The 22554-nt window shown below is 68.7% G+C and carries 21 protein-coding genes; 10 read left to right on the top strand and 11 right to left on the bottom strand.

Going from position 1 to position 22554, the window contains the following annotated elements; translation table 11 throughout:
* Positions 1-57: 57 nt before the first annotated feature.
* Both APQ99_RS04700 and uvrA read right to left on the bottom strand, forming a co-directional pair.
* Positions 58-975: a hypothetical protein gene (locus tag APQ99_RS04700; RefSeq protein ID WP_136361004.1), complete on the bottom strand. Its 918-nt coding sequence runs from the start codon at positions 973-975 to the stop codon at positions 58-60.
* Positions 976-1046: 71 nt separating this feature from the next.
* On the bottom strand, positions 1047-3995 hold the full coding sequence (gene uvrA / locus APQ99_RS04695) for an excinuclease ABC subunit UvrA (RefSeq protein WP_136361003.1): 2949 nt from the start codon (positions 3993-3995) through the stop codon (positions 1047-1049).
* An 89-nt stretch (positions 3996-4084) separates the two neighbouring features.
* Here uvrA and APQ99_RS04690 point away from each other — a divergent pair, with 89 nt between their 5' ends.
* A complete protein-coding gene (locus APQ99_RS04690; protein ID WP_136361002.1) occupies positions 4085-4657 on the top strand; it encodes an LURP-one-related/scramblase family protein in 573 nt (190 codons plus the stop codon).
* A 54-nt stretch (positions 4658-4711) separates the two neighbouring features.
* Positions 4712-4909, top strand: a complete 198-nt coding sequence (locus APQ99_RS04685; protein WP_010903970.1) for a hypothetical protein — start codon at positions 4712-4714, stop codon at positions 4907-4909.
* Positions 4910-4924: 15 nt separating this feature from the next.
* Here the strand turns inward: APQ99_RS04685 and APQ99_RS04680 are convergent, their stop codons facing one another.
* Positions 4925-5665, bottom strand: coding sequence for an SDR family NAD(P)-dependent oxidoreductase (locus APQ99_RS04680; protein ID WP_136361001.1), 741 nt, complete (start codon positions 5663-5665; stop codon positions 4925-4927).
* A gap of 113 nt (positions 5666-5778) precedes the next feature.
* Here APQ99_RS04680 and APQ99_RS04675 point away from each other — a divergent pair, with 113 nt between their 5' ends.
* The 3 genes from APQ99_RS04675 to APQ99_RS04665 all read left to right on the top strand — a co-directional run bounded on the left by APQ99_RS04675 (position 5779) and on the right by APQ99_RS04665 (position 7880).
* Entirely contained in the window at positions 5779-6384 is a 606-nt protein-coding gene (locus tag APQ99_RS04675; protein WP_010903968.1) for an AIM24 family protein, read from the top strand.
* 66 nt (positions 6385-6450) lie between these two features.
* On the top strand, positions 6451-7431 hold the full coding sequence (locus APQ99_RS04670; protein WP_136361000.1) for an ROK family protein: 981 nt from the start codon (positions 6451-6453) through the stop codon (positions 7429-7431).
* A 77-nt stretch (positions 7432-7508) separates the two neighbouring features.
* Positions 7509-7880: a NifU family protein gene (locus APQ99_RS04665; RefSeq protein ID WP_010903966.1), complete on the top strand. Its 372-nt coding sequence runs from the start codon at positions 7509-7511 to the stop codon at positions 7878-7880.
* A gap of 8 nt (positions 7881-7888) precedes the next feature.
* On the opposite strand, the gene APQ99_RS04660 is transcribed toward APQ99_RS04665, so the two are convergent.
* On the bottom strand, positions 7889-9304 hold the full coding sequence (locus APQ99_RS04660) for an Rne/Rng family ribonuclease (RefSeq protein WP_136360999.1): 1416 nt from the start codon (positions 9302-9304) through the stop codon (positions 7889-7891).
* A 279-nt stretch (positions 9305-9583) separates the two neighbouring features.
* Between APQ99_RS04660 and APQ99_RS04655 the strand changes: the two genes are divergently transcribed.
* A complete protein-coding gene (locus APQ99_RS04655; protein WP_168731176.1) occupies positions 9584-10723 on the top strand; it encodes a PrsW family intramembrane metalloprotease in 1140 nt (379 codons plus the stop codon).
* Here APQ99_RS04655 and APQ99_RS04650 read toward each other — a convergent pair.
* Positions 10672-11307, bottom strand: a complete 636-nt coding sequence (locus APQ99_RS04650) for a riboflavin synthase (protein WP_168731194.1) — start codon at positions 11305-11307, stop codon at positions 10672-10674. The genes APQ99_RS04655 and APQ99_RS04650 overlap by 52 nt on opposite strands.
* A gap of 85 nt (positions 11308-11392) precedes the next feature.
* On the opposite strand from APQ99_RS04650, the gene APQ99_RS04645 reads away from it, so the two are divergent.
* Positions 11393-11644 (top strand): DUF7533 family protein, encoded by a 252-nt coding sequence (locus APQ99_RS04645; RefSeq protein WP_049892579.1) that lies wholly within the window; start codon positions 11393-11395, stop codon positions 11642-11644.
* Here the strand turns inward: APQ99_RS04645 and APQ99_RS04640 are convergent.
* The 5 genes from APQ99_RS04640 to APQ99_RS04625 all read right to left on the bottom strand — a co-directional run bounded on the left by APQ99_RS04640 (position 11638) and on the right by APQ99_RS04625 (position 17658).
* Complete coding sequence (locus APQ99_RS04640; RefSeq protein ID WP_136360996.1) at positions 11638-12645, bottom strand: M24 family metallopeptidase; 1008 nt, start codon at positions 12643-12645, stop codon at positions 11638-11640. The two genes, APQ99_RS04645 and APQ99_RS04640, sit on opposite strands and share 7 nt — an antisense overlap.
* A 5-nt stretch (positions 12646-12650) precedes the next feature.
* Complete coding sequence (locus APQ99_RS04635) at positions 12651-14480, bottom strand: UvrD-helicase domain-containing protein (protein ID WP_010903960.1); 1830 nt, start codon at positions 14478-14480, stop codon at positions 12651-12653.
* Between the two features lie 191 nt (positions 14481-14671).
* Positions 14672-14845, bottom strand: a complete 174-nt coding sequence (locus APQ99_RS12525) for an HVO_0416 family zinc finger protein (RefSeq protein WP_012289528.1) — start codon at positions 14843-14845, stop codon at positions 14672-14674.
* Between the two features lie 105 nt (positions 14846-14950).
* Positions 14951-15994 carry a zinc-dependent alcohol dehydrogenase family protein gene (locus APQ99_RS04630; RefSeq protein ID WP_136360995.1) on the bottom strand — a complete coding sequence of 348 codons (1044 nt, stop codon included), beginning with the start codon at positions 15992-15994 and terminating at the stop codon, positions 14951-14953.
* A 155-nt stretch (positions 15995-16149) separates the two neighbouring features.
* Entirely contained in the window at positions 16150-17658 is a 1509-nt protein-coding gene (locus tag APQ99_RS04625; RefSeq protein WP_010903957.1) for a carboxypeptidase M32, read from the bottom strand.
* Between the two features lie 415 nt (positions 17659-18073).
* Between APQ99_RS04625 and APQ99_RS04620 the strand changes: the two genes are divergently transcribed.
* Positions 18074-19933: a PINc/VapC family ATPase gene (locus APQ99_RS04620; RefSeq protein WP_010903956.1), complete on the top strand. Its 1860-nt coding sequence runs from the start codon at positions 18074-18076 to the stop codon at positions 19931-19933.
* 46 nt (positions 19934-19979) lie between these two features.
* Here APQ99_RS04620 and APQ99_RS04615 read toward each other — a convergent pair whose 3' ends face one another.
* Positions 19980-20252 (bottom strand): MarR family transcriptional regulator, encoded by a 273-nt coding sequence (locus tag APQ99_RS04615; RefSeq protein WP_010903955.1) that lies wholly within the window; start codon positions 20250-20252, stop codon positions 19980-19982.
* Between the two features lie 130 nt (positions 20253-20382).
* Between APQ99_RS04615 and APQ99_RS04610 the strand changes: the two genes are divergently transcribed.
* Both APQ99_RS04610 and APQ99_RS04605 read left to right on the top strand, forming a co-directional pair.
* The gene (locus APQ99_RS04610; protein ID WP_136360994.1) at positions 20383-20682 is read left to right on the top strand and encodes an EMC6-like membrane protein; all 300 of its coding nucleotides are present in this window, start codon (positions 20383-20385) and stop codon (positions 20680-20682) included.
* Positions 20683-20684: 2 nt separating this feature from the next.
* Positions 20685-22517, top strand: coding sequence for a ribosome biogenesis/translation initiation ATPase RLI (locus tag APQ99_RS04605; RefSeq protein WP_136360993.1), 1833 nt, complete (start codon positions 20685-20687; stop codon positions 22515-22517).
* Positions 22518-22554 lie beyond the last annotated feature (37 nt).

The raw sequence follows: 22554 nt of genomic DNA, 5'->3' as shown, positions 1-22554 counted from the left end.
GTAGTCCGGTGGCCAGCAAAGGTCTTCTCCCTCACGGCTGGCGGCTGCGTACGGCAGCTACACGGACGATGTGGGGCACGACGCCGACGGGTCACGGGCAACGGAGAGGCTGCCGGCGGCGTCGATCGACACCCGCGTTGCGGCGCTGGGGCAGTCGAAGTCGGCCGGCGTGACCCGAGCGGTCGCCGTGGCTTCCGTCCCGAGCACTCGCATCGAGGCGGTGTACGCGCGGCGGTCGCGCAGCCGAACGACCGCCGTGCTGTCGGGGGCGAGGGTGTAGACGCCGTCGAAGCGGGGTGTCGAGTCGGTGTCGACGCGGAGCCGCGTTGTCCACGACGCCGCGGTGGCGTTCCGGAGGCGCAACGCGTAGTCGCCGCCCGCACCGGCTGCGCCCACCGTCTCAGTCGCGGTGTCGCCGGCCGCCACGTTGTCGGTCACGACCCCCGGACACGCCATCCGCGTCGAGACGCGCGTGGACGAAAGCGTGGCGTCGTCCTGGACGGTGATGGCGGTGCTCGTGGCGTTGCAGGTGAACGCGCCCGGAAGCAGCGTGGCTGTTTGCTTGCCGCGCAGCGTGGGGCCGGACACCCGCGCGGTGTAGGCGCCCAGGTCGGTGAGCGATGCGACCAGGCTCGCGTCCGCGGCGAGGGTCACCGGCTCGTCGAGCACGCGCTCGCCGCGCCGGGAGATCGTGAGCGTGCCGTCGTGTGGCTCGCTCGTGGGGTTGGTGAACGCGATGCGGGCCGGCCGCCGGAGCCCGCCCGCATCGAGGCTGCCGGTGCCGACGGTTCGGCGGGCGGTGTCGCCGGCCGCGACGCGCGTGCGGTCAGCCGAGGGCGGGGGCGACGCATCCGTGCCCGTCGATCGGGTGCGTGACGTGGCTGAGTGGTCGCGGTCGTCGCGCCGAGAGAGACAGCCCGCGGTTGCGGCCACAGCCCCGAGACAGAGCCGCGAGAGGAACGGTCGGCGGTGCATACACGGCCGTACGCGGGGCGGCGGTATTACGGCTTGGCGGGTTCAAACGCGCGTTTGAGTTCGCGGGCGGATCAGTCGTCGCTCAGCGCCGGTTTCTCGCGGCCGCTTCGCGGCCCCTCGCGGTCGACCGCCGGGAGCTTATCGCGGAGGTAGCGGCCGGTGTGGCTGTCGTCGGTGCGCGCGACCGCCTCCGGGGTTCCGGTGGCGACGACGTCGCCGCCGGCCGCGCCGCCCTCGGGGCCGAGGTCGACGACGTGGTCGGCGTTTTTCACGAGATCCAACTCGTGTTCGATGACGACGACGGTGTTGCCGCGGTCGGTGAGCCGCTGGAGCACCTCGATGAGCTTGCGCTCGTCGTGGCTGTGGAGCCCGGTGGTGGGTTCGTCGAGGAGGTACAGCGTGTCCCCCGAGGACTGCTTGCCCAGCTCCTCGGCGAGCTTGACGCGCTGGGCTTCCCCCCCGGAGAGCGTGGTGGACGGCTGGCCGAGGCGCATGTAGTCGAGGCCGACGTCTTCGAGCAACTGGAGGCGGCGGCCGAGCCGGCTGTCGGCCTCGAAGAAGTCGTGGGCTTCCTCGACGCTCATGTCGAGCACGTCGGCGATCGTCTTGCCCTTGAACGTGACGTCGAGCGTCTCGTCGTTGTAGCGGTCGCCGCCACACTCCTCGCAGGGCACGTGAACGTCCGAGAGGAAGTTCATGTCGATCTTCTGGGTTCCCTGGCCGCCACAGGCCTCACACCGGCCGCCTTTGACGTTGAACGAGAACCGCCCCTTCTTGTAGCCGCGCTGCGTGGCGAGTTTCGTCTGCGCGAACTTCTCCCGGATGTAGTCGAAGATGCCGGTGTAGGTGGCCGGGTTGCTGCGGGGCGTGCGGCCGATCGGGCTCTGGTCGATGAGCCGCACCGTCTCGACGTGTTCGGTGCCCTCGATGGCGTCGTGGTCGCCGGGGTCGACGCTCGTGTTGTCGTTCATCTCGCGGGCCAACCCCTTGTAGAGGATGTCGTGCATGAGCGTCGACTTCCCCGAGCCGGAGACGCCCGTGATGGCGGTGAACGCGCCGATCGGGAGGTCGACATCGAGGTTCCGGAGGTTGTGCTGGCGGGCACCCGTGACGGTGAGCGTGTCGTCGTAGTCGCGGCGCTCGTCGGGGACGGGGATCTGCTCGCGGCCCGCGAGGTAGTCGCCGGTGATGGAGTCGGTGGCGGCCATGACGTCGGCGACGCTGCCGTTGGCGACGACCTCGCCGCCGTGGCGGCCCGGCCCCGGTCCCATGTCGACGACGGTGTCGGCGCGGCGCATCGTCTCCTCGTCGTGCTCGACGACGATCAGCGTGTTCCCGAGATCCCGCAGCTCTTCGAGGGTGTTCAACAGCCGGTCGTTGTCGCGCTGGTGGAGTCCAATGGAGGGCTCGTCGAGGACGTACAGTACGCCGACCAGCCCGGACCCGATCTGGGTGGCGAGGCGGATGCGCTGGGATTCCCCCCCGGAGAGCGTCGACGCCTCGCGGTCCAGCGTGAGATACTCCAGGCCCACTTCGGTCATGAACCCGAGGCGGGCGCGGATCTCTTTGAGGATCTCGGCGGCGATCTTGGTGTCCCGGGCGTCCAGCTCGGCTTCCATCCCCTCGAAGTGTGCGAGGGCGTCGCCGATGCTCATCCGGTTGACGTCGGTGATCGGGGTGCCGTCGACGAGGACGGCCCGCGAGGACGGCTTCAGGCGGGTGCCGTCGCAGGCCGGGCACGTCGTCACGGACATGTACGTCTCGATGTGGTCCCGGGTGGACTCCGAATCCGTCTCGACGTACCGGCGTTCGAGGTTCGGGATGACGCCCTCGAAGCGCTTCTCCTTGCGGCGGGTGCCGTTTTTCGTGGAGCGCTCGAAGACGACCTCGTCGCTGGTGCCGTAGAGGAACGCCTGCTGGACGGCGTCGTCTAGCTCGTCGAAGGGCGTGTCGACGCTGACCCCGAAATGCGCGGCGACGGCGTCCAGGCGCGTGCGGTAGTACGAGCGCTGGTAGCTCCACGCCTCGAAGACGTCTTTGATCGGCTTGGAGGTGTCGACGACGACGAGGTCCTCGCTGACCTCCTTGGTGTTCCCGATGCCCTCGCATTCGGGACACGCCCCGTGGGGGCTGTTGAACGAGAAGCTGCGCGTCTCGATCTCGCTGATGTCGATGCCGCAATGCGTGCACGCGAGGGCGTCGCTGAACTCCACGACGAGGCGGTCGTCGGCGGCGTCGTCGGCGAGGTCGCCGGTCGAGCGCGCCGTCGCGCCGCCGAGTTCGGTGTCGGGTCCGGCGTCCGGAACGACGACTTTGAGCACGCCGTCGGCTTCGTCGAGGGCGGTTTCGACGCTGTCAGTGATCCGGGAGCGGGCGTCCTCGGTGACGGTCACGCGGTCGACCACCACGTCGACCGTGTGGTCGTAGTTCTCGTCGAGGTCGGGGTCGTCGTACGCGAGGTCGTAGGACTCGCCGTCGACTGCCACCCGCGAGTACCCCTCGTTGACGAGGTCCTCGAAGAGGTCCTCGAAGGCACCCTTCTGGTCGCGCACGACCGGTGCGAGCAGCTTCGCTTTCGTTCCCGCGGGGAGGTCGAAGATGCGCCGCACCATCTGCTGGGCGGACTGCTCGCCGACCTCGCGGCCACACTCCGGGCAGTGTGGCGTGCCGACGCGGGCGTACAGCAGTCGCAGGTAGTCGTGGAGCTCGGTGACGGTGCCGACCGTCGACCGGGGGTTGTTCGCGGCGTTCTTCTGGTCGATGGAGATCGCCGGGGAGAGCCCCTCGACGGACTCCACCTGTGGTTTGTCCATCTGCCCGAGGAAGTTGCGCGCGTACGCCGAGAGGCTCTCGATATACCGGCGCTGCCCTTCGGCGTAGATCGTTTCGAACGCGAGCGACGACTTCCCGGATCCGGACAGCCCCGTGACGACGTTCAGCGACTCGCGGGGAAGCTCCACGTCGAGGTCCGTGAGGTTGTGTTCTTCGGCGCCACGGACCTCGATGTACTCTTCGCTCATTGGGAGAGCACAGGGGACCGACCACGGAAGGTCTATCGGTCCCAGCGAACGCAGGGAAGGCTTTTCAGTGGGCCGAAACAGCACACGACATGGCCGACTACGACATTGCCGCCGTCGACCTCGACGGCGACAGCTTCGAGGTCAGGCAGGCGCTCGTGCGGAACAAGTACGACGTCCGGAACGCCGACGGCGAGGTGGTGCTGAAAGCGAAACAGAAGCTGTTCAAGCTCAAAGAGCAGTTCCCGTTTGTCACCGACGACGGTGACCCGGCGTTCACCGTGGCGGCGGGGGGCATACTCGACATCGGCGGCACGTACACCATCGTCGACGACACCACCGGCGAGGACGTGGTGGTGCTCGATGAGGACTACTCGCTGTTCGCGGAGAACTGGACGATCCGGGACCCCGACACCGGCGACGCGCTTGCCACCATCGAGTCACGGAGCACGGTGCTGTCGGCGCTCCGCCACCTCATCGGCGTGGTGAACCTCGTGCCGAACAAATACGACATCTACGACCCCGAGGGGCGGGCGGTCGGCGCCATCGAGGGGCAGTTCTCGGTGAAGGACACGTACACGGTCACCATCGACGACGCACGCACCATCCCCAAGGAGGGTGTCGTGGCCGCCGCCTGCGTGATCGACGCGCTCGAAAACCAGTGAGTGCCCGGCAGCGAGCACGGGGTTCTTCAGCGAGTGCGGGCAAACACCGAGGCGATGCCATCGGAGTCGCGCTCGCTGCTCGCACGGTCGCTGCCCGTGGTCGGCGTCGCCTACCTCGTGTTCCTCGCGATGCAGCCGCCGCCTGGTCGGTGGGTGGGGCTGGCGTGTCTGGCCGTCGTCGCGCCGTTCGCCGCCGGCTGGGCGCTGGGGCGGTTCGCCGGCGTCGGCCCGTGGAGCCAGCGGGGCGAGTAGCGGCCGGTTCGGCGGCTACACGTGCTCGGGCAGCCAGCCGCCGTCGACGTTGACGTTCTCGCCGGAGACGTAACCGCTGTCGGCGTCGCAGAAGAACCGGACGACGCTCGCGATGTCCTCGACGGTCGCCCACCGGCCACGTGGTGCGTCGGCGGGGAACTCGTCGGAGTTCTGGACGACGTACGGCGAGACGGCGTTGGCGGTGATGCCGTCGTCTTGGGTGTCGGCGGCGAGCATGCGGGTAAACATCAACAGCCCCTGTTTGGCCGCGAAGTACGGGAAGTTCGTGGGATTGACCAGTCCCTTCTCGGCGGACGCGTAGCCGACGTTGACGATGCGACCCCACGACCGGGCGCGCATCCCCGGGAGCGCGCGCTTGGCGGTGAGGAAGGGCGCGGTGAGGTTGGTGTCGAGGACGGTGTGCCAGGTGTCGGCGTCGATCTCCGTCCAGTGCGTGGGCGCGAACGCGCCGACGTTGTTCACGAGCACGTCGACGGGACCGATGTCGGCTTCGACCGTGTCGAAGATGTGGTCGACGGCGTCGGGACTGGTGACATCGCCGCGGACCGTCGTGACTGCCGGTGCGCCGAGCGCCCGGGCTTCGGCGGCGGCCTCGTCGGCGGCGTCGGCGCTGGTGTGGTAATGGATGGCGACGGCGGCACCGCAGTCGGCGAGCGAGAGCGCGAGGCCGCGGCCGAGCCCGCGGGCGCTCCCGGTGACGAGCACAGTCCGGCCGGCGAGGTCGGGGGCGTGCATGTGCGCACCTGCGGGCGGCGGGCATATGCTTATGCTGGTCGCGGGCCACGACCGCGTATGATGCGTGTTCGGCGGCGGACGGGCGGTGGTCGCGGTCCCGGACCGAGGTGGCGATGATGGAGGCGTCGGTCGGCGACGGGATGGGGGGGCTGTTGGAGGTCACACTGGACGCCGAGGAGGCGGTGTTGGCCGCTGCGGGCGCGCTCGTGGATCACACGGGGGACGTGCGCATCGACCGGTCGCGGGCGGGGGCGATGCGGTCGGTCGCGAACACCGCCCGCGAGCGCGAGGTGACGCCGGTCCGGGTGCGCGCGGTCGGTGGCGGGGCAGTGGTGCGGTTCGCACCTGACTACCCGGGGGAGATCGCGGCCTGTGAGTTGGGCGCTGCCGGGGGGCGGGTGTCGGTGGCGTGGGACGGGTTCGTTGCGGCGCCGGTCGGCGTCAGCGTGGGTGCGCGCAGCATCGGGAACGCGCCGACGCGGGGCATGGGGCTGTTGATGACGCAGTTCACGGGCGAACGAACCGTGTACGTCGCCGGACGGGGGCGCGTGGAACGGGTGGCACTGGCCGAGGGGGACAGCCGCGTGGTCGCGGCCGCGAACGTCGTGGCGTTCGAGGACCGCGTGCGCGTGGCTGTCGAGCGCGTGTCCGCGATGGAGGACGCGGCGTCGGTGGGGCGGTTCCACGGGCCGGGCACGGTGTGGGTTGCGACCCGGTGAGCGGGCGGACACGATCCTGCGTGAAAACTGAGTGGTTAAGTGGTCGGAACCCGCCGCTACACGTGAATGCACTACGCGGGCGTCGACCTCGGGGCGACGAACGTGCGTGGGGCGGTCAGTGACGAATCGGGACGCATCGTCGGCGTCGACCGGCGGAAGACGCCCAGCGGCCCGACCGGGATCGCGGTCACGGAGACCGTGCTGGCAGTGATGCGCGCGGCGGCCGCGGACGCCGGCGTCGCGCCGACGGCGATCGAGGCCGCGGGCATCGGCAGCATCGGCCCCCTGGATCTCGCGAACGGTGCCATCGACTCCCCGGCGAACATGCCGGCGTCGGTGGAGACGATCCCGCTGGTCGGCCCGCTGGCGAACCTGCTGGGGGTCGACACGGAACGCGTGTTCCTGCACAACGACACGGTCGCCGGCGTCATCGGGGAGCGGTTCTACGCCGACCGCACGCCGGACGACATGGCGTATCTCACGATCTCCTCGGGGATCGGCGCGGGGATCGCCGTCGACGGAACCGTGATCGGGGGGTGGGACGGCAACGCCGGCGAGCTCGGGCATATGGTGGTGGACCCGCGCGGCCGGCGGACGTGTGGGTGTGGCCGGGACGGCCACTGGGAGGCGTACTGCTCGGGGAACAACATCCCCGAGTACGCGCGCCTGCTGGCCGACGACGCCGACGGCGTGGAGACGGCACTGCCCCTGGACAGCGGGGGGCTCACCGCCAAAGACGTCTTCGAGTGTGCGGCCGACGGCGACACGTTTGCCGCCCACGTCGTCGAGCAACTCGGGGTGTGGAACGGGATCGGCGTGACGAACCTCGTCCAGGCGTACGCTCCGCTGGTGGTGTACGTCGGCGGGGCGGTCGCGCTGCACAACCCCGAGCAGGTGCTTGGGCCGATCCGAGATTACATCCAGGAGCGCGTGTTCAGCAACGTCCCGGAGATCCGGCTGACGACGCTGGGCGACGACGTGGTGCTGAAGGGCGCGATCGCGTCGGCGCTCACGGGCGGGACCGGTGACAGCACTCACGCGCCGTGAGCGCGCGGTCTACCGGCGGGCGGCGTGAAAGAGCAGTAACCGAAGGTATACCATGCATCGAGCGTGTATCCGCGGGTATGAGCGAGACAGCGGCCGCGGGAGACCTCCACGAGCGCGTCGAAACCTGGCTCGTCGGTCAGATGCCGATCATCAGGAGCCACGGGGGGACCAGCGCCGTCAGGAAGGCCGACGCGACGGCCGGCGAAGTCGTCGTCGAGTTGGGCGGCGCGTGTTCCGGGTGTGGGATCAGCCCGCGGACGGCACAACGGATCAAAACCGACCTCGCGGCGGAGTTCGACGAGGTCGACGATGTCGTCGTGCGGTTCACCGACGGCGACGGCGGCGGCTGGGGCGGCGATCAGGCGGAGAGCTTCATGGGGATCGACCGCAACGAGGGCGGCCGCGGCGGTCGCGGCGAGGGCAGCCCCAGCTCCGACGCACACTTCTAAGGAGCGTGTTACTCAGCCACGGCTGACTGCACGCGCTCGGCGACCGACAGCGCTTTTTCGGCGAGTTCCTCGGAGACCAGGCCGTCGGCAACGCAGTCCTGCAGTTCCTCGCGGTCGACGATCTCGACGGCACCGTCGGCGTGTTTGATCACGTCCACGTGGAGGTCGACGTATCGGACGGCGTCCGGGAACACTTCCACGGGCGTGCAGACGTTGAGATACGTCCCCTTGCGTTCGCCGTCCTCGCTGCGGTAGACAGTCGGATACCACCAGTTGCCCTCGGTGAACCGGGTCGTGGCGGTGTCGCCGGCCTCGCGGGCGACACCCAGGGCGTCGTACGTGCCGCCGCCAGTCATCTCGCGCTCGACGGTGATGCGGGCGTTCTCCGCGGACCGATCGGTGACTTCGCCGCGGCCAAGCGAGATGAGCGCGCCGTCGGGTTTGCCGTGCTGGATCTCGATCGACGCGCCGACGCTGGGGCCGAACTGGTCCGTGACCGCGCCGAACGGGAACTCGTCGACGGACGCCCCCAGCGCCTCCGCGAAGTCGACGGCGTCGCTGGCGGCGTCGCTGCCGGCTTTGATGCGGTGGTGGCCCGGCATCGTCGCTGCCACCGTGCGGCGGTGGTCGTCGAGCGCACACCGGGTTTCGCGGCCGAACCACGCCCACAGCGTGGTGTCCGGAGCGGCCACGAGGCCGGGGGTATCGCCCCCGTCTGCGTCGGCGAGTGTGGCCTCCAGCCGGTCTGCCCGGGCGGCCAGCGTGTCGAGGGCGGTCCCGCGGGCGTCGAGGCTCGCGTCGGCGCCGTCGTACTCCCAGTAGACACCCCAGTTGTCGGGGATGTCGGGGTCGAGGAGCTCCGTCGCGCGGGCGAGCTCGGCGCGGTCGGTGGCGGCACCGGCGACGAGCGCGTCGACGCCGCGGTCGAGGCTCGCGAGCGCGCCCGAAACGGTGATCGTGGCCGTGGCCCTGGGGCGGTCGTCGTGCCAGGGCGGGGCTGGATCACGGATGGCGACCCGGAGGGTGTCGCCGTCGGTGACGTGGTCGTCGACGGCGCCGAACGGGAGGTAGGCCTCGCGGTCGTCGCCGAGGTCGAGGATCGCGCCGCCGCCGACGGTGTGGTCGACGGCGGCGTCGAAGACCGCGCCGCGAGGGACGGGATCGGGCCAGACGAAGGTGTCTCGGGGGAGGTCGGCGACGACGGCGCGGACGGCACGTGCGTGGTCGTCACCGTGGGCGGTGATGCCGACGCCCTGGCGGTCGGGCGTCATCCGGATGTCGGCGTGGGGTTCGGCGGCACCGAGGTCGGCGTCCGGGAACCGTGCCCGGATGGGCGGGGATGCGGCGACGACGTCGAGGCCCGCGTTCCGGAGCAACTGCGTGAGCGCGGTGGCGTAGATGCCGCGGACGCGAACCCGGGTCATTGGACGTGCGAGTGGGCGGCGGTGGTGGGCTGGTGGCGCTGCATACGCGGTGGTTGCGCCCGTACCGGTATCAGGGTTTCAGTCGTCGGCGGGCTGTGCGGGGGTCGTGTCGGAGTGGTCGCTGTCGGTTGGGGTGGTGTACAACAGGCCGCGGCTGTGACTGTATGCCATGGTTGTGGCGTCGATTTGGTAGCACACAAAACCTATCGTCGAGGCAAGTACTGACACACGTCGGGTCGGAAGGAACGATGAAGGACGTGGATGCGAAAGACGGGACACATGACCGCTGACCAGGACCCGGTGCAGCGGGCTGCCGACGACGACATGGACCTCTACGATGTCGTCACGTGGGAGCCCCGTAGTCGGCTCGACTACGCGGCTACGTGGCTCTACAACGCTCTCGGGACGGGGCTTCGCCCCGGGGTGTTGGTTGTCGCGGCGCTCATCATCGTCGCGCAGTTCGCCACGGCGACGGGGTTGGTGTTCTTCGACCGGCCCGTCGTCGGGGCCTACGTGTTGCTCTCGGTGGCGCCCGCGCTGGCCGTCGCCGGCTACATCTGGCTGGCCGACGCGACCGGCCAAGAGCCGATCGAGTTGCTCGTCGCCACGTTCGTGTTCGGGTTCCTGTTCGCGGGCTTTGCGGCCGCCATCAACGCGATGTCCTCGGTCGTGCTGTTCGGGTCGAGCGACCCCATGACGGGGAGCACGGCCGTGGCCACGTCCGCACTGTTTTATTTCCTGGTCGTCGGCCCCGTCGAGGAGATCGTGAAGTGGCTGGCGGTGCGGCTGTACGTCTTCCGCAGCGACGAGTTCGACACCGTCGTCGACGGCGCGGTCTACGGTGCGATGGCGGGCCTGGGGTTCGCCACCGTCGAGAACGCGATCTACATCCTGCGGGAGGTCATGTCGGTCATGCAGACCGCGGGCGGCCAGCAGGCCACGGAGGTGGCGTTCCAGGTGGCGGCGCTGCGAACGCTCGCCGGCCCCGGCCACGTGATCTACTCGGCGTTCGCGGGCTACTACCTCGGCCTCGCGAAGTTCAACCCCGACGACGCCGGCCCCATCGTCGTGAAGGGGTTGGTGACCGCGACGTTCATTCACGCGACGTACAACACGGCGGTCACCAACCTCAAGCCGGTCGCGGAGTTCGTCGGGGTCGCCCAAGGGGTCGCGTTCCTGGTGTTCGTCATCGCCTACGACGGCGTCTTCCTGGCGGTCCTCGGCAAGAAGCTCCGGGCCTACCGGGCGGCGTACAACCACACCGGGGCGTCGGCGGTCGCGGCGCACGCCGCAACCTGGGACGGCGACGCGCTCGAGCCGGCGGTGCGGCGGATCGCGGACGACGGTGTGGGCGTCGACCCCGAGGATTACTCGGCTGCGTCCAGCGCGCCGCCGACCGAGTCCACGGAGGAGTCGTAGCTGGCCATCCGCTCGACGTACTTCGCGAGCACGTCGACCTCGACGTTCACGCGATCGCCGGGGCTGCGCTCGGACAGCGACGTGAGTTCGTAGGTCGTCGGGATGACGGCGACGGAGAACGTGCCGGCTTCGTCGTCGATGCCGGCGACAGTGAGACTGACGCCGTCCAGGGCGACCGATCCCTTCGGCGCGACGTACTGGGCGTGGCCGTCGGGGAGCGCGAACGTGAACGTCCAGTCCTCGCCGACCTGCTCGATGTCGACGACCTCGGTGGTGGTGTCGACGTGTCCCTGCACGACGTGGCCGTCGAGGCGGCCGTCGGCGGGCAGCGCGCGCTCCAGGTTCACGCGGTCGCCCGACGACACGGCGCTCAGCGTTGTCTTCGACAGCGTCTCGGCGGCGGTGAACACCGAAAACCAGTCCTCGCCCCAGTCTTCGACGGTGAGACAGACGCCGCCGACGCTGATGCTCTCGCCGTGGCTGAACGCGCCGAAACCCGTGACTGCGATGCGGAGGCGGCGACCGTCGTCGTCGTCGACGACACGCTCGACGGTGCCCGTCTCCTCGATGATTCCCGTGAACACGATTCCAGATTCGGGACGCATCACGAAAACGTACCGGTTCGTGGCGACGACAACTGTTTTTCGCCTGCGCACGCACAGCCACCCTGTGAAGCTGCTCGATGCGGTCAGCCTCGGCGTCGCGGTCGCGTTCGCAGCGCCAGCCGGGATGCTGGGCGTCGAAACACTGCTCGCCGGGGACCACACCGGCTGGGTCTTCCTCGGGTTCGCTGCCGCCATCCTGGCGTGCGACCGCTACGTCTACACGCCCACCGAGATCCCGGCGCTCATCGCGCAGAGCGCTGCCACGGTGGTTGCCAACCCACCCGACAACGACGACGACAGCGACGACGCTCAGTAATCGGCTTTGGGCACGACCGAGCGCGGGAACGACCCGACGCGCTCGGCGCCGTCCGCGCCGACGACAGCGACATCCGACACGCCGACCGTGCGCCCGTCGTCGGTCACGCCCGCCGACACGGACACGACCGCGCCCTCGGCGAGCGTCGCCTCCCCGGTCGGCGCTTCCCGGCGCTCCAGGCCGACCCCGTGAACGTCGACGGTGGTGTCCTCGGGCGGGAACCCCAGCGACGCCAGCTCGGCGGTCGCCTCCTCACCGGCGCGCTCGGCGGTCGTCTCCCCCGCCTCGATGACGTCGATGGCGGCGTCCACGCCGTACTCACAGCCCAGCGTGGCGCGGCGATCCCAGCCGCCGTCCGCGCCCGCGACGAACGTCCGGCGGACGGGCGCGTGGTACCCGTCGACGACGGCAGTGGCCGTGACGCGCAGCGGCGTGTCCGGCTCCGCCGACGCCGGCCGCACGGTCGTCGCCGGCACCGCGCCGTCGTCAGCGATCCCGGCGTTGGCCGCACGACGCACGGCCGCGGGCGTCCCGAGGTCGTCCGCAACACCGTCGGCGAGCAAGCCGCCGGCGGCCCCAAGGCCGGCTTCGGCGGCGGCGACCGCCTCCCGCAACGTTTTCTGCTCGGCGGGCGTCTTGCTGCGGCGGGCGTGCTTGTGGACGACCGTCGACGACACGTCGATGCCCGCTTCTTCGAGGTACAACGCGGCGTCGTGGGGCAGCATGCGGGGCGCAAGCACTGCGTCCGACGCCAACCCCGGCAGCCGCCTGGCGGGCACCGAATGCGGGTCCAGGACGGTGACCTCGGCCGGAACCCCGGACGCCCCGGGGAGGCTGCGCTCGGGCACTACTGCGACCCGGCCGCCGTACACGACGGCCGCGCGACACGGCAGCTGTGTGCCGGCGAGATACGACACCACCGGATCATCCGGCGGGCCGACGTGGACGAACGCGTCGGCGTCGGCGTCCGCCAGCGCGGTGGCGAAAGGTGGAGCGCGCATTCTGGTTACGGGATCTGCACCGGCGTATCGGCGTCCAGCGCGTCCGCAAGCGTCTGTCCGGTCCGCTCGCCGTACAGCAACACGTCGATGGGGAGCGTCGGCGCGCCGCCGACGAGGTCCTGCAACAGTACCAAGCGCTCGCGGGCACGGCTCATCCCCACGTAGAAGACGCGGCGCTCGTTGTCAGTCAGGATCGGCACCGGGCTGGTTTTGCTCGTGAACTCCACGTCGTCGGGCACCGTCTCGGGGTCGGCGGTCGCCGCCATCTGCTCGACGACCTTCTCCGTGAGATCCGTCGCCAAGAAGACGTGATCGGCCTCGCGGCCCTTCGCGGAGTGGATCGTGCCGACGCGCACCCGATCCGGATCCATGCCACGGTAGTCACCCTCGAAGTAGGCGTCGATGCTGCGGCGCTGGTAGCGCGTGACCTTCCGCAGCATGTCGGCGGCCGCCGACGGCCCGGGAACGAACGGCACGTAGTCCCGGATGAACTCCGCGGGGAACGTCAGCTCCGTGAGGTCGGTGCTCTCGCCTTGGGCCTCGTCGATGGCCTCCCGGAGATCGCTGCGGTCGTTGGTGCCGAACGCCGAATCCTGGAGCATGTCCATGAGCCGGCGGGCCTCCAGGCCGTTGACGTCGTCGTCGGTCTCCAGGGCTTCGACGGCGTTGATGTACTGTTGGAGGCGGTCGGTCCACATCCGCTGGTCGGTGAGCGCGCGGAACGGGATGCCGTCGCCGATGAACTCGTCCACGAAGTCGAACAGCTGGTAGCGCGCCCGGAACAGGATCATCACCGTGTCGTCGTCGGTGGCCTCGACGGTCCGCCGAACGTTCCGCACGAGATCCAGCATCGACGGGCTGTCGATCGCTTCGACGCTGCCGCCCTCCTTGCGGGGTTTCAGGTCTTTCTCCTGGCGGGTGTCGATGTGACTGATCTCCTGTTGGACGATCTCAAGCACTTGGGAGGGGAGCCGATAGGAGTTGGGCAACACCTGGTCGTCGGTGACCGTGGTGTCGAGCAGCAGGCGGGGGTCGGCGCCCTGCCAGGCGTACACCACCTGGTCGTCGTCGCCCGCGATGAGGACGCGATCCATGTGGGGCCGCCACTCCTCGTAGACGTCGTACTGGAGGCTCGTGATGTCCTGGAACTCGTCGATGACGAGGTACTCGACGTTCGGCAGCAGCGAGCGCTGCTCGACGCGTTCGAGCATGTCCGCGAACCCGACGAGTTCGTTCTCGCCTTTGTACGTCCGCCACGCCCGGATCGCCTCGGGGATGTCGTGGCGTTCGTCGCTGGACGGCCACGTCGGCGTGTACTTGTTCCCGACCTGTGCGTTCTCGTCGATCTCCGGGGGGAGGCGGACCTCCTCGTCGTCCCAGCGGAAGGGAACGTCGTACCACTCCGAGACGTCCCGGCTGGTTCGCTGGAGCCACTGTGAGGTGGCGATGACCTTGTTCCCCAGCGTCGTCGAGCGCGCCGTCCGGCGCGACCCGGAGGCGTACTCGTCCTCGAAGGAGATGCCGTACTCCTCACAGAACGCCTCCTTGTCGCTCTCGCCGACAACGTCCCCACGGGACAACCCGAGGAGTTCGTAGGCTTTGGCGTGCATCGTGGCGACGTTCCCCCGCAGGGATCGCGGGTTCATATCGAGTCGCTCGGCGAGTCGTTCCCGGACCTCGGCGGCTGCAGCGCGCGTGTACGACACGACGAGGATGTCTCGAACCGAGACGTCGTCCTCGCTGAGGATTTCCTCGACGTGGTCGAGGAGCGCGGTCGTTTTCCCGCTCCCCGGACCACCGAACAGCCGCGTGACTTCCGGCTCCGAGTCCGTCATTGCAGCACTAGAGGAGCTAATGGTGTATAAACCGATTGAAATTCTGCCACTCCGAACCGGGCGTCAAACCCACCCGGTTTCGTCGGCCGCCGGAGCGGCCACACACGGGGGTGGGTAGCGCGCGCAGCGGCGTACGATGCTCTCGACAGAACCGCAAGCCGATGGTCGCGGGTCGGTGCGCGTGACCGGCGTTAGTTCGGTCCCCAGCCACAGACTGTGCAGGTTCGTGCGTCTACGTCGTGGAGCCCACCACACTCCGGACACTGCTTTTTGTTGTAGCTCTCGTCCCACGTCCGGGTGTCGTGGCCGCGGTCTTCGAGGAACTCGTCCAGCAGGGAGTCGTCCGAAGTCTGTGCGCTCGACATGCATGCCATGGTACACCGCGCCATCACTTCAAGCTACTGCAAGGTGTCAGGTAGTACCACACACAGGAGTCGCGTCCACGACACCGCCGCCGGCTGGTGGACCGGTCAGGCCTTCACCAGCACTTTGATCGCCTCCCGGTCGTCCATGGCCGCGTACCCCTCCGGGACGCCATCGAGGTCGACGGTCTTCGTGAAGATCGGCGACGGATCAAGCGTCCCCTGCAGCACGTCGGCCATCAGCTCCTCGGCGTACGCCCGAACCGGCGCGACTCCGCCCCGGATGGTGATGTTGTCCGAAAACATCGTGAACACGTCCAGCCCGCCGTCCTCGACGCCGTAGGGCACGCCGACGTAACCGACGGTGCCGCCGGGCCGCGCGATGGCGATGGCGGAGTCCATCGCGGACGCCGCGCCCACGCACTCCATGACGTGGTTCGCGCCGCCGTGCGTGAGGTCTCGCGCTCGCTCGATTGCGTCGTCGCCGCGCGCCGAGATCGTGTCCGTCGCGCCGAACTCCGTGGCGAGTTCGAGGCGGTCCTCGTGGTGGCCCATCGCGATGATGCGCTCGGCACCGAGGCGCTGGGCGGCGAGCACGCCACACAGCCCGACCGCGCCGTCGCCGACGACGACGACCGTGTCACCCTCGCCGACACCCGCGCTGACGGCGGCGTGGTGGCCGGTGCCCATCACGTCGGTCAGCGGCAGCAGCGATTCGAGTACGTCCTCGTCGTCGGCGTAGCGGTCCGGCACCCGAACGAGCGTGCCGTCCGCGAACGGACACTTGACGTACTCGCCCTGGCCCCCGCCGTTGGCCTCGCTGCCCCAGGACTCGTCTTCAACGCAGGAGGTGTACAGGCCCTGCCGGCAGAACTCACACTCCCCACAGGAGATGGCGAACGGTGCGATGACGCGGTCCCCGGGCGCGACCGAGGTCACGTCGTCGCCGACTTCCTCGACGATGCCCATGGGCTCGTGGCCGACCCGCGACCCCGCCTCGCGGTCGCTGTCCCCCCGATAGAACCAGAGGTCGGAGCCACAGACCGCCGTGTGGGTCACGCGAATCACGGCGTCGTCGGGCGACTCGATGTCGGGTTTCGGTACCTCTTCGACGGCGATCTCGCCGGGTCCCTGATAGACGGCTGCGCGCATACTCGTCCCGACGGTGGGCAGCCAGATAAACGGCTGCCCCTCACAGTGTGGGCTGCCGGGCTGCCCACTCCTCACGCAGCACCCCGTAGGTGACCATGTCGTGGTAGTCGCCGCGATAAAATAACTACCGGCTGTTCGCACCGCCTGACGCGGCGTCAGAGGTCGTACAGCTCGCCGTACTTCTCGTGGACGTGATCAAGGAAGTAGTCGGCCGTGAACGCCTCACCGGTGGCTTCACGAACCAGGTCGGGCGTGGTGTAGCGGGCGCCGTGCTGGTGGACGTTGGATTCCAGCCAGTCACCGACGACATCGAAGTCGCCCTCGCGGACGCGTTCGTCGACGGGGCCGATGTCGGCCTCCAGCGCGGCGAATATCTGGGCGGCGAGCACGCTGCCCAGCGAGTACGTCGGGAAGTAACCGATCGACCCTTGGCTCCAGTGGATGTCCTGCAGACAGCCCTCGGCGTCGGTCTCGGGGCGGACGCCCAGGTACTCCTCGTACTTGTCGTTCCAGGCCTCGGGCACGTCCGCGACGTCGAGATCGCCCTCGATGAGTTCGCGCTCGATCTCGAAGCGCACCACGATATGCATGTGGTAGGTGAGTTCGTCCGCCTCGACGCGGATGAGGTTGTCCTCGAAGATCTCGTTGGCGGCCTCGAAGGCCGCCTGTGGGGTGGCGTCCTCGACCTGTGGGAACTGGGTTTTCATCTCGGGCAGGAACGCCTCCCAGAACGCCGGCGAGCGGCCGATGTGGTTCTCCCAGAGCCGGCTCTGTGACTCGTGGACGGTCAGGTCGCGTGATTCGCCGAGAGGGGTGCCGTACTCCGCTCGGGGGAGCCCGAGCGTGTAGCGGGCGTGGCCGAACTCGTGGATGGTCGACAGCAGGGCGTCGACGGGTTTCTCGGGGTCGAAGCGGGTGGTGACGCGCGCGTCGAAGGGGGTGCCCGAGGAGAACGGATGGGGGGCGGTGTCGATCCGGCCGTGCTCCCAGTCGTAGCCGAGCGTGTCGAGCACGTCCCGGGCGAGGTCCTCCTGGGTGTCCACGTCGAACTGGCTGCCCGCGAACGGGTCCGCGAGGGTCACGTCGCTGTCGCGGATGTCCGCGATGAGCGGGACGAGTTCGTCCCGGAGGCGTTCGAGCACGCGCTCTGCGGTGTCGAGGTCGAGATAGGGCTCGTAGTCGGCGAACAGGACCTCGTATGCGTCTGCGTCGGGGTCGATGTGGTTAGCGTACTCCCGTTTGAGGTCGATGAGGTCCTCCAGGACCGGCGCGAAGATCGAGAAGTCGTCTTCCTCACGGGCCTGCTTCCACTTGGGATGGGCCTCGGAGGTCTTCTCCGAGAGGTCGGCGATCAGGTCGCTGGGGACGCGGGCGGCGCGTTCGTGCTCGCGGCGGATCTCGCGGACGACCGCCGCCTGTTCGTCCGTGAGGTCGGCGTCGGCGAGGTCGTCGAGCCAATCGGCGACCTGCTGGTCGGTCAGCAGGTCGTGTCTGACCGTCGACACCGCTGATTTCTGCGTCGAACGGGCGGGCGTGCCACCCTCGGGCATCATGACCTCTTGATCCCAGCTGAGGATGCCGGCCGCACCGCCGAGGCCGGTGATGGTTTCGTAGTGATCGAGGAGGGCGTCGTAGGCGTCCGGAGACTGTGTGGCGTGTGCCATGTGTGTGCATCGACACCGGGGTACTATCAGCGTTCGTGTCGCGGAACGCAGTGGGATCGCGGGGGCACGGGGTGCCGCAGTGTGTCATCGAAATTCATGTGCATGTTAACATACACCATACAACTTTTACGTCCGGCGCGCCTACCAGAAATCGGCGCCACCGTAGACCGGCGCCAGTCGAATCCATCCCGCACCCCCACGGCGCGCACGCCATCCCACGCTTGCGGTCACGCTCGGGGGCGCTGTCAGTGGCACCGTCCATCACACCGGACTTGTCGGGGACCTGGGCACGTCCCATCTCACTGCTTGCCACCCCACAGCGGCCGCGCTCGGCGGTGGCCTGCCGGGCAGCGGAGTGATCTCACCGGTCGCGGCCAAACACCCTTATCCGTGCGCCGAGACTACGGACAGTGAAATGAACGTCGTTCCGGACACGAGCGTCGTCGTCGACGGCCGCATCTCGCGGGGCGTCGAGGACGGGACCTACGAAGGCGCGACAGTGTATGTGCCCGAAGCGGTCGTGGGCGAAGTCGAGGCACAAGCCAACGGCGGCCGGCAGACCGGGTGGGACGCCCTCGAAGAACTCCAGCGGCTCGTCGAACTCGCCGACGACGGAGCGATCACCGTCGAGTACGTCGGCGAGCGCGCCGATGAAGACGACATCAAGCGCGCGGCGGCGGGCGCCATCGACGCCATCATCCGCGACGTGGCGGCCGCCCACGACGCGACGTTCGTCACCAGCGACATCGTGCAAGCGGAGGTCGCGGAAGGCAAGGGCATCGACGTGGAGTTCCTCGAACCCCTGGAACCGGATTTCGAGGCGCTCGCCATCGAGGAGTACCTCGACGAGGACACGATGAGCCTCCACCTGAAAGCGGGGATGGTGCCGAAGGCCAAGCGCGGTGACGTGGGCGAAATCGAATACCAGGCCATCGGCGAGGACGCCCTCGACGAATCGCTCGTGCGGGAGTACGCCACGGAGATCGTCTCAACCGCGAAGCGCGCCGACGACGCCTTCATTGAGCTCTCGGAGGACGGCATGACCATCGCGCAAGTGCGGGATCTGCGCATCGCCATCTCGGAGCCGCCGTTCAGCGAGCGCGTCGAGATCACCGCCGTGCGGCCGATCGTGAAGACGACGATGGACGACTACACGCAGGCCGACGCCCTCCGTGAGCGCCTGCTCGAACGCGACCGCGGCGTGCTCATCGCGGGCGCCCCCGGCGCGGGGAAATCCACGTTCGCGCAGGCGGTCGCGGAGTTCCTCGCTGACGCCGGCAACGTCGTGAAGACCATGGAGAAACCGCGGGACCTCCAACTCGACGAGGAGGTCACGCAGTACACGGCACTGAGTGGGTCCATGGAGAAGACCGCCGACTCCCTGTTGATGGTGCGGCCGGATTACACCATCTACGACGAAGTCCGGAAGACCGACGACTTCGAGGTGTTCTCGGACATGCGGCTGGCTGGCGTCGGGATGGTCGGCGTGGTCCACGCCACCCGCCCCATCGACGCCCTCCAGCGGCTCGTCGGGCGCGTCGAGCTGGGCATGATCCCCCAGATCGTGGACACCGTCGTCTACATCGAGGCCGGCAACGTCGAGACCGTCTACGACGTGACCACGGAGGTGAAGGTGCCGGAGGGACTGATGGAAGAGGACCTCGCGCGCCCGGTCATCCAGGTGCGGGACTTCGAGACGAACGTGCCGGCGTACGAGCTGTACACGTTCAACCGCCAGGTCGTGACCGTGCCACTCGACGGCGAAAGCGGCGGCGCCGGGGAGTCCGGCGTGGACAAGCTCGCAAAGCAGGAGGTCGAACGGGAGATCCAGGCCGCCACCCGGGACCGCGTGGCGGTCGACATTCGGGGGCCAAACGACGCGGTCGTCTACGTCTCCGACGACGACATCAGCCACGTCATCGGGAAGGGCGGGGGCCGCATCGCGGACATCGAGAACCGGCTTGGCATCGACATCGACGTGCGCACGCTCGACGAGCGCCCCACGGAGTCGGCGGCCGACCCCGACAGCGACACCGACGACGCGCAGGCGGGGGAGATCGTGACCCCGGAGATCACGAGTCGACACATCATCGTCCCGATGGGCGACGACCGCGCCGGTGAGACCGTCGAAGTGCAGGCCGACGGCGAGTACTTGTTCACGGCGACGGTGGGCCGAGGCGGCGACATCAAGGTGTCGCGTGGGTCGACCATCGCCGAGGAGTTAGAGCGCGCCATCGACACCGAGCGGATGATCACGGTCGTGCCGAACGCGTAGCGTCGACCAGCAGTGACGCCGCGTGTGGGGCGTCAGAACGAAGTTCTCAGGCTGCTTCGGCGTCCGCGTCGGCGTCCTCCGGGGCAGCGTCCGGAGTGAGATCATACAGACTCTGGCGAGCGTCGGCGAAGTAGATGTCTTCGTCGACAGCGTCACGGTCTTCGAGCCGTTCGAGCGCGTACCGGACGGTGCGCGCCGAGAGCATTGTTTCCTCGACGATGCGTTTCTGTGTGAGTGGGCCGTCGTATTCGAGGACCTTGAAGACGAGTTTGGCGCTCGGTGGGAGGTCTTCGAGTACGCTGTCGTCTGCAGCCATCATTACGATTCGAAACACTCCACGCGCTTAAAGCACCGGGAAGTCGTCTCACGGGAACTGTTCACGTGACCTGTCGGTGGGGCGTCATCCGGCAAGCGAACTGCTTTTGAGCGCGGCCACCACACACCACCGTATGGCAGAGAACCTGGACCCGACGGCCGCTCATCGGCGAAGCCTGACGGTCACGACCATCGCCACGCTCGGCGGGGTGGTGGCGGCGTTCGTGTCGGAGGTGGCCGTCTCCGACCCGACCAGCCGCATGGGCTTGCTCGTGTTGCTCGGGCTGGTTATCGTCGAGCTTGGTCTCATGCGGGCGTTCGGCGTCGACATCGGAGAGTTCTCCGCGAAAGACTACTTCTACGTCGCGTTCATGACGTTCGCGCTGTGGTTCGTCACGTGGGGCGTGCTCCTGACCGCCGGCGTGAGCCTGTAACGATGGCGGACGACAGCATCGCGGTCGTCGACCTGGATCGGTGTCAGCCGGACCGGTGTAACTACGAGTGTTCGAACTACTGCCCGCCGAACCGCACCGGCAAGGAGTGCATCACGCTCCGCGGCGAGGACGCCGGGGACGGCGACCCCGACCAAGTCCACATCAGCGAGGAGATCTGTCTCGGGGAGTCCTGTGGGATCTGCGTCGAGAAATGTCCGTTCGACGCCATCGAGATCATCAACCTCCCCCAGGAGCTCGACGACCAGCCGACCCACCGCTACGGGGAGAACTCCTTCTCGCTGTACGGGCTGCCGGTGCCGGAGTCCGGGAAGGTCACCGGCCTGCTTGGCCCCAACGGCATCGGGAAGTCGACGGCCGTCGACTTGCTCGCCGGGGAGGTGACGCCGAACCTCGGCCGCCACGAGTCGCCGCCCGACTGGGACGAGGTCGTCGACGAATACCGCGGGACCGAGCTCCAGGACTACCTGGCGGCCGTCCGGGACGGCGACGTCGACGTCGCCAAAAAGCCCCAGTACGTCGACGAGATCCCCGCACAGTTCGACGGCAACACCCGCCAGCTGTTGGAGGCGACCGACGAGCGCGGCGTGCTCGATGACCTCGTCGACCGGCTGTCGATCCGGCCGGTGATGGATCAGGCGATCGACTCGCTGTCGGGCGGGGAGCTCCAGCGCGTCGCGCTCGCCGCGACGCTCGCGCGAGACGCCGATTTCTACTTCGTGGACGAGCTGACGCCGTACCTGGACATCGGCCAGCGCGTCACCGCGGCGCGCCTCGTGCGGGAGCTCGCCGAAGACGCCGACAAGGCCGTGCTCGTCGTCGAGCACGACCTCGCGGTCCTGGACATGCTGGCGGACTCCATTCACGTCGCGTACGGTGAGCCGTCCGTCTACGGCGTCGTGACGCCGCCGAAAAGCGTCCGCAACGGCATCAACGAGTACCTCCGCGGATACCTCGAAAACGAGAACATGCGCGTGCGCCCGGAGGCCATCGAGTTCGAGGAGCACGCCCCCCGGTCGGCCAGCCGCCGGGACACGCTCGTGTCGTATCCCGACATGACGAAGTCCTACGGCGACGGCGAGTTCACGCTGTCCGTCGAGGGCGGCGACATCAACCGCAACGAGGTGCTGGGCGTCGTCGGACCGAACGGCATCGGGAAGTCGACGTTCGCGCAGTTGCTCGCGGGCGGCCTGGAGCCGTCGAGCGTCGGCGGCGAGGCGGGCGCATCCCTCGACGTGGGGCTGGACATCGCGTACAAGCCCCAGTACGTGGAGGCCGACCAGCAGATGCGCGTCGACGCGTTCCTCTCGTCGGTCACGGACGACGTGGGGACGAGCTACTGGCAGACCGAGATCGCGGATCCGCTGCAACTGGATCCGATCATGGAGCAACGCCTGCCGGACCTCTCCGGCGGGGAGCGCCAGCGCGTCGCCATCGCGGCGACCCTCTCGAAGGACGCCGACCTCTATCTGTTGGACGAGCCGAGCGCGCACCTCGACGTCGAGCAGCGCGTGCTCGCGACCCGCGCCATCCGGCGCTTCGCGGAGAACAACGAGAGCACCGTGATGGTGATCGACCACGACATCTACATGATCGATCTGGTGAGCGACCGGCTGATGGTGTTCGACGGCGAGCCCGCCGAACACGGGCAGGCGTCGCCCCCCCAGGCGATGCGCTCGGGGATGAACGAGTTCCTCGCGAACCTCGACGTGACGTTCCGGCGCGACGAGCGCCTCGGCCGCCCGCGCATCAACAAACCCGACAGCCAGCTCGACAAACAGCAGAAACGCGACGGCGAGTACTACTACACGACCTGAATGCGGGCCGGGGCGTGCGAGCCCCGTTCGGGTGACG

Origin of the sequence: Halobacterium salinarum DSM 3754, assembly GCF_008124605.1 — an archaeon.
Taxonomy (GTDB): domain Archaea; phylum Halobacteriota; class Halobacteria; order Halobacteriales; family Halobacteriaceae; genus Halobacterium; species Halobacterium salinarum.
The sequence above is the reverse complement of the archived record's forward strand: the minus strand, read 5'-3'. Positions and strand labels throughout refer to the sequence as shown.

Coding starts and splice junctions, on each gene's coding strand:
- APQ99_RS04700 (WP_136361004.1), bottom strand. CDS start 975: ATGCACCGCCGACCGTTCCTCTCGCGGCTCTGTCTCGGGGCTGTGGCC.
- uvrA (WP_136361003.1), bottom strand. CDS start 3,995: ATGAGCGAAGAGTACATCGAGGTCCGTGGCGCCGAAGAACACAACCTC.
- APQ99_RS04690 (WP_136361002.1), top strand. CDS start 4,085: ATGGCCGACTACGACATTGCCGCCGTCGACCTCGACGGCGACAGCTTC.
- APQ99_RS04685 (WP_010903970.1), top strand. CDS start 4,712: ATGCCATCGGAGTCGCGCTCGCTGCTCGCACGGTCGCTGCCCGTGGTC.
- APQ99_RS04680 (WP_136361001.1), bottom strand. CDS start 5,665: ATGCACGCCCCCGACCTCGCCGGCCGGACTGTGCTCGTCACCGGGAGC.
- APQ99_RS04675 (WP_010903968.1), top strand. CDS start 5,779: ATGATGGAGGCGTCGGTCGGCGACGGGATGGGGGGGCTGTTGGAGGTC.
- APQ99_RS04670 (WP_136361000.1), top strand. CDS start 6,451: ATGCACTACGCGGGCGTCGACCTCGGGGCGACGAACGTGCGTGGGGCG.
- APQ99_RS04665 (WP_010903966.1), top strand. CDS start 7,509: ATGAGCGAGACAGCGGCCGCGGGAGACCTCCACGAGCGCGTCGAAACC.
- APQ99_RS04660 (WP_136360999.1), bottom strand. CDS start 9,304: ATGACCCGGGTTCGCGTCCGCGGCATCTACGCCACCGCGCTCACGCAG.
- APQ99_RS04655 (WP_168731176.1), top strand. CDS start 9,584: ATGACCGCTGACCAGGACCCGGTGCAGCGGGCTGCCGACGACGACATG.
- APQ99_RS04640 (WP_136360996.1), bottom strand. CDS start 12,645: ATGCGCGCTCCACCTTTCGCCACCGCGCTGGCGGACGCCGACGCCGAC.
- APQ99_RS04635 (WP_010903960.1), bottom strand. CDS start 14,480: ATGACGGACTCGGAGCCGGAAGTCACGCGGCTGTTCGGTGGTCCGGGG.
- APQ99_RS12525 (WP_012289528.1), bottom strand. CDS start 14,845: ATGTCGAGCGCACAGACTTCGGACGACTCCCTGCTGGACGAGTTCCTC.
- APQ99_RS04630 (WP_136360995.1), bottom strand. CDS start 15,994: ATGCGCGCAGCCGTCTATCAGGGACCCGGCGAGATCGCCGTCGAAGAG.
- APQ99_RS04625 (WP_010903957.1), bottom strand. CDS start 17,658: ATGGCACACGCCACACAGTCTCCGGACGCCTACGACGCCCTCCTCGAT.
- APQ99_RS04620 (WP_010903956.1), top strand. CDS start 18,074: ATGAACGTCGTTCCGGACACGAGCGTCGTCGTCGACGGCCGCATCTCG.
- APQ99_RS04615 (WP_010903955.1), bottom strand. CDS start 20,252: ATGATGGCTGCAGACGACAGCGTACTCGAAGACCTCCCACCGAGCGCC.
- APQ99_RS04610 (WP_136360994.1), top strand. CDS start 20,383: ATGGCAGAGAACCTGGACCCGACGGCCGCTCATCGGCGAAGCCTGACG.
- APQ99_RS04605 (WP_136360993.1), top strand. CDS start 20,685: ATGGCGGACGACAGCATCGCGGTCGTCGACCTGGATCGGTGTCAGCCG.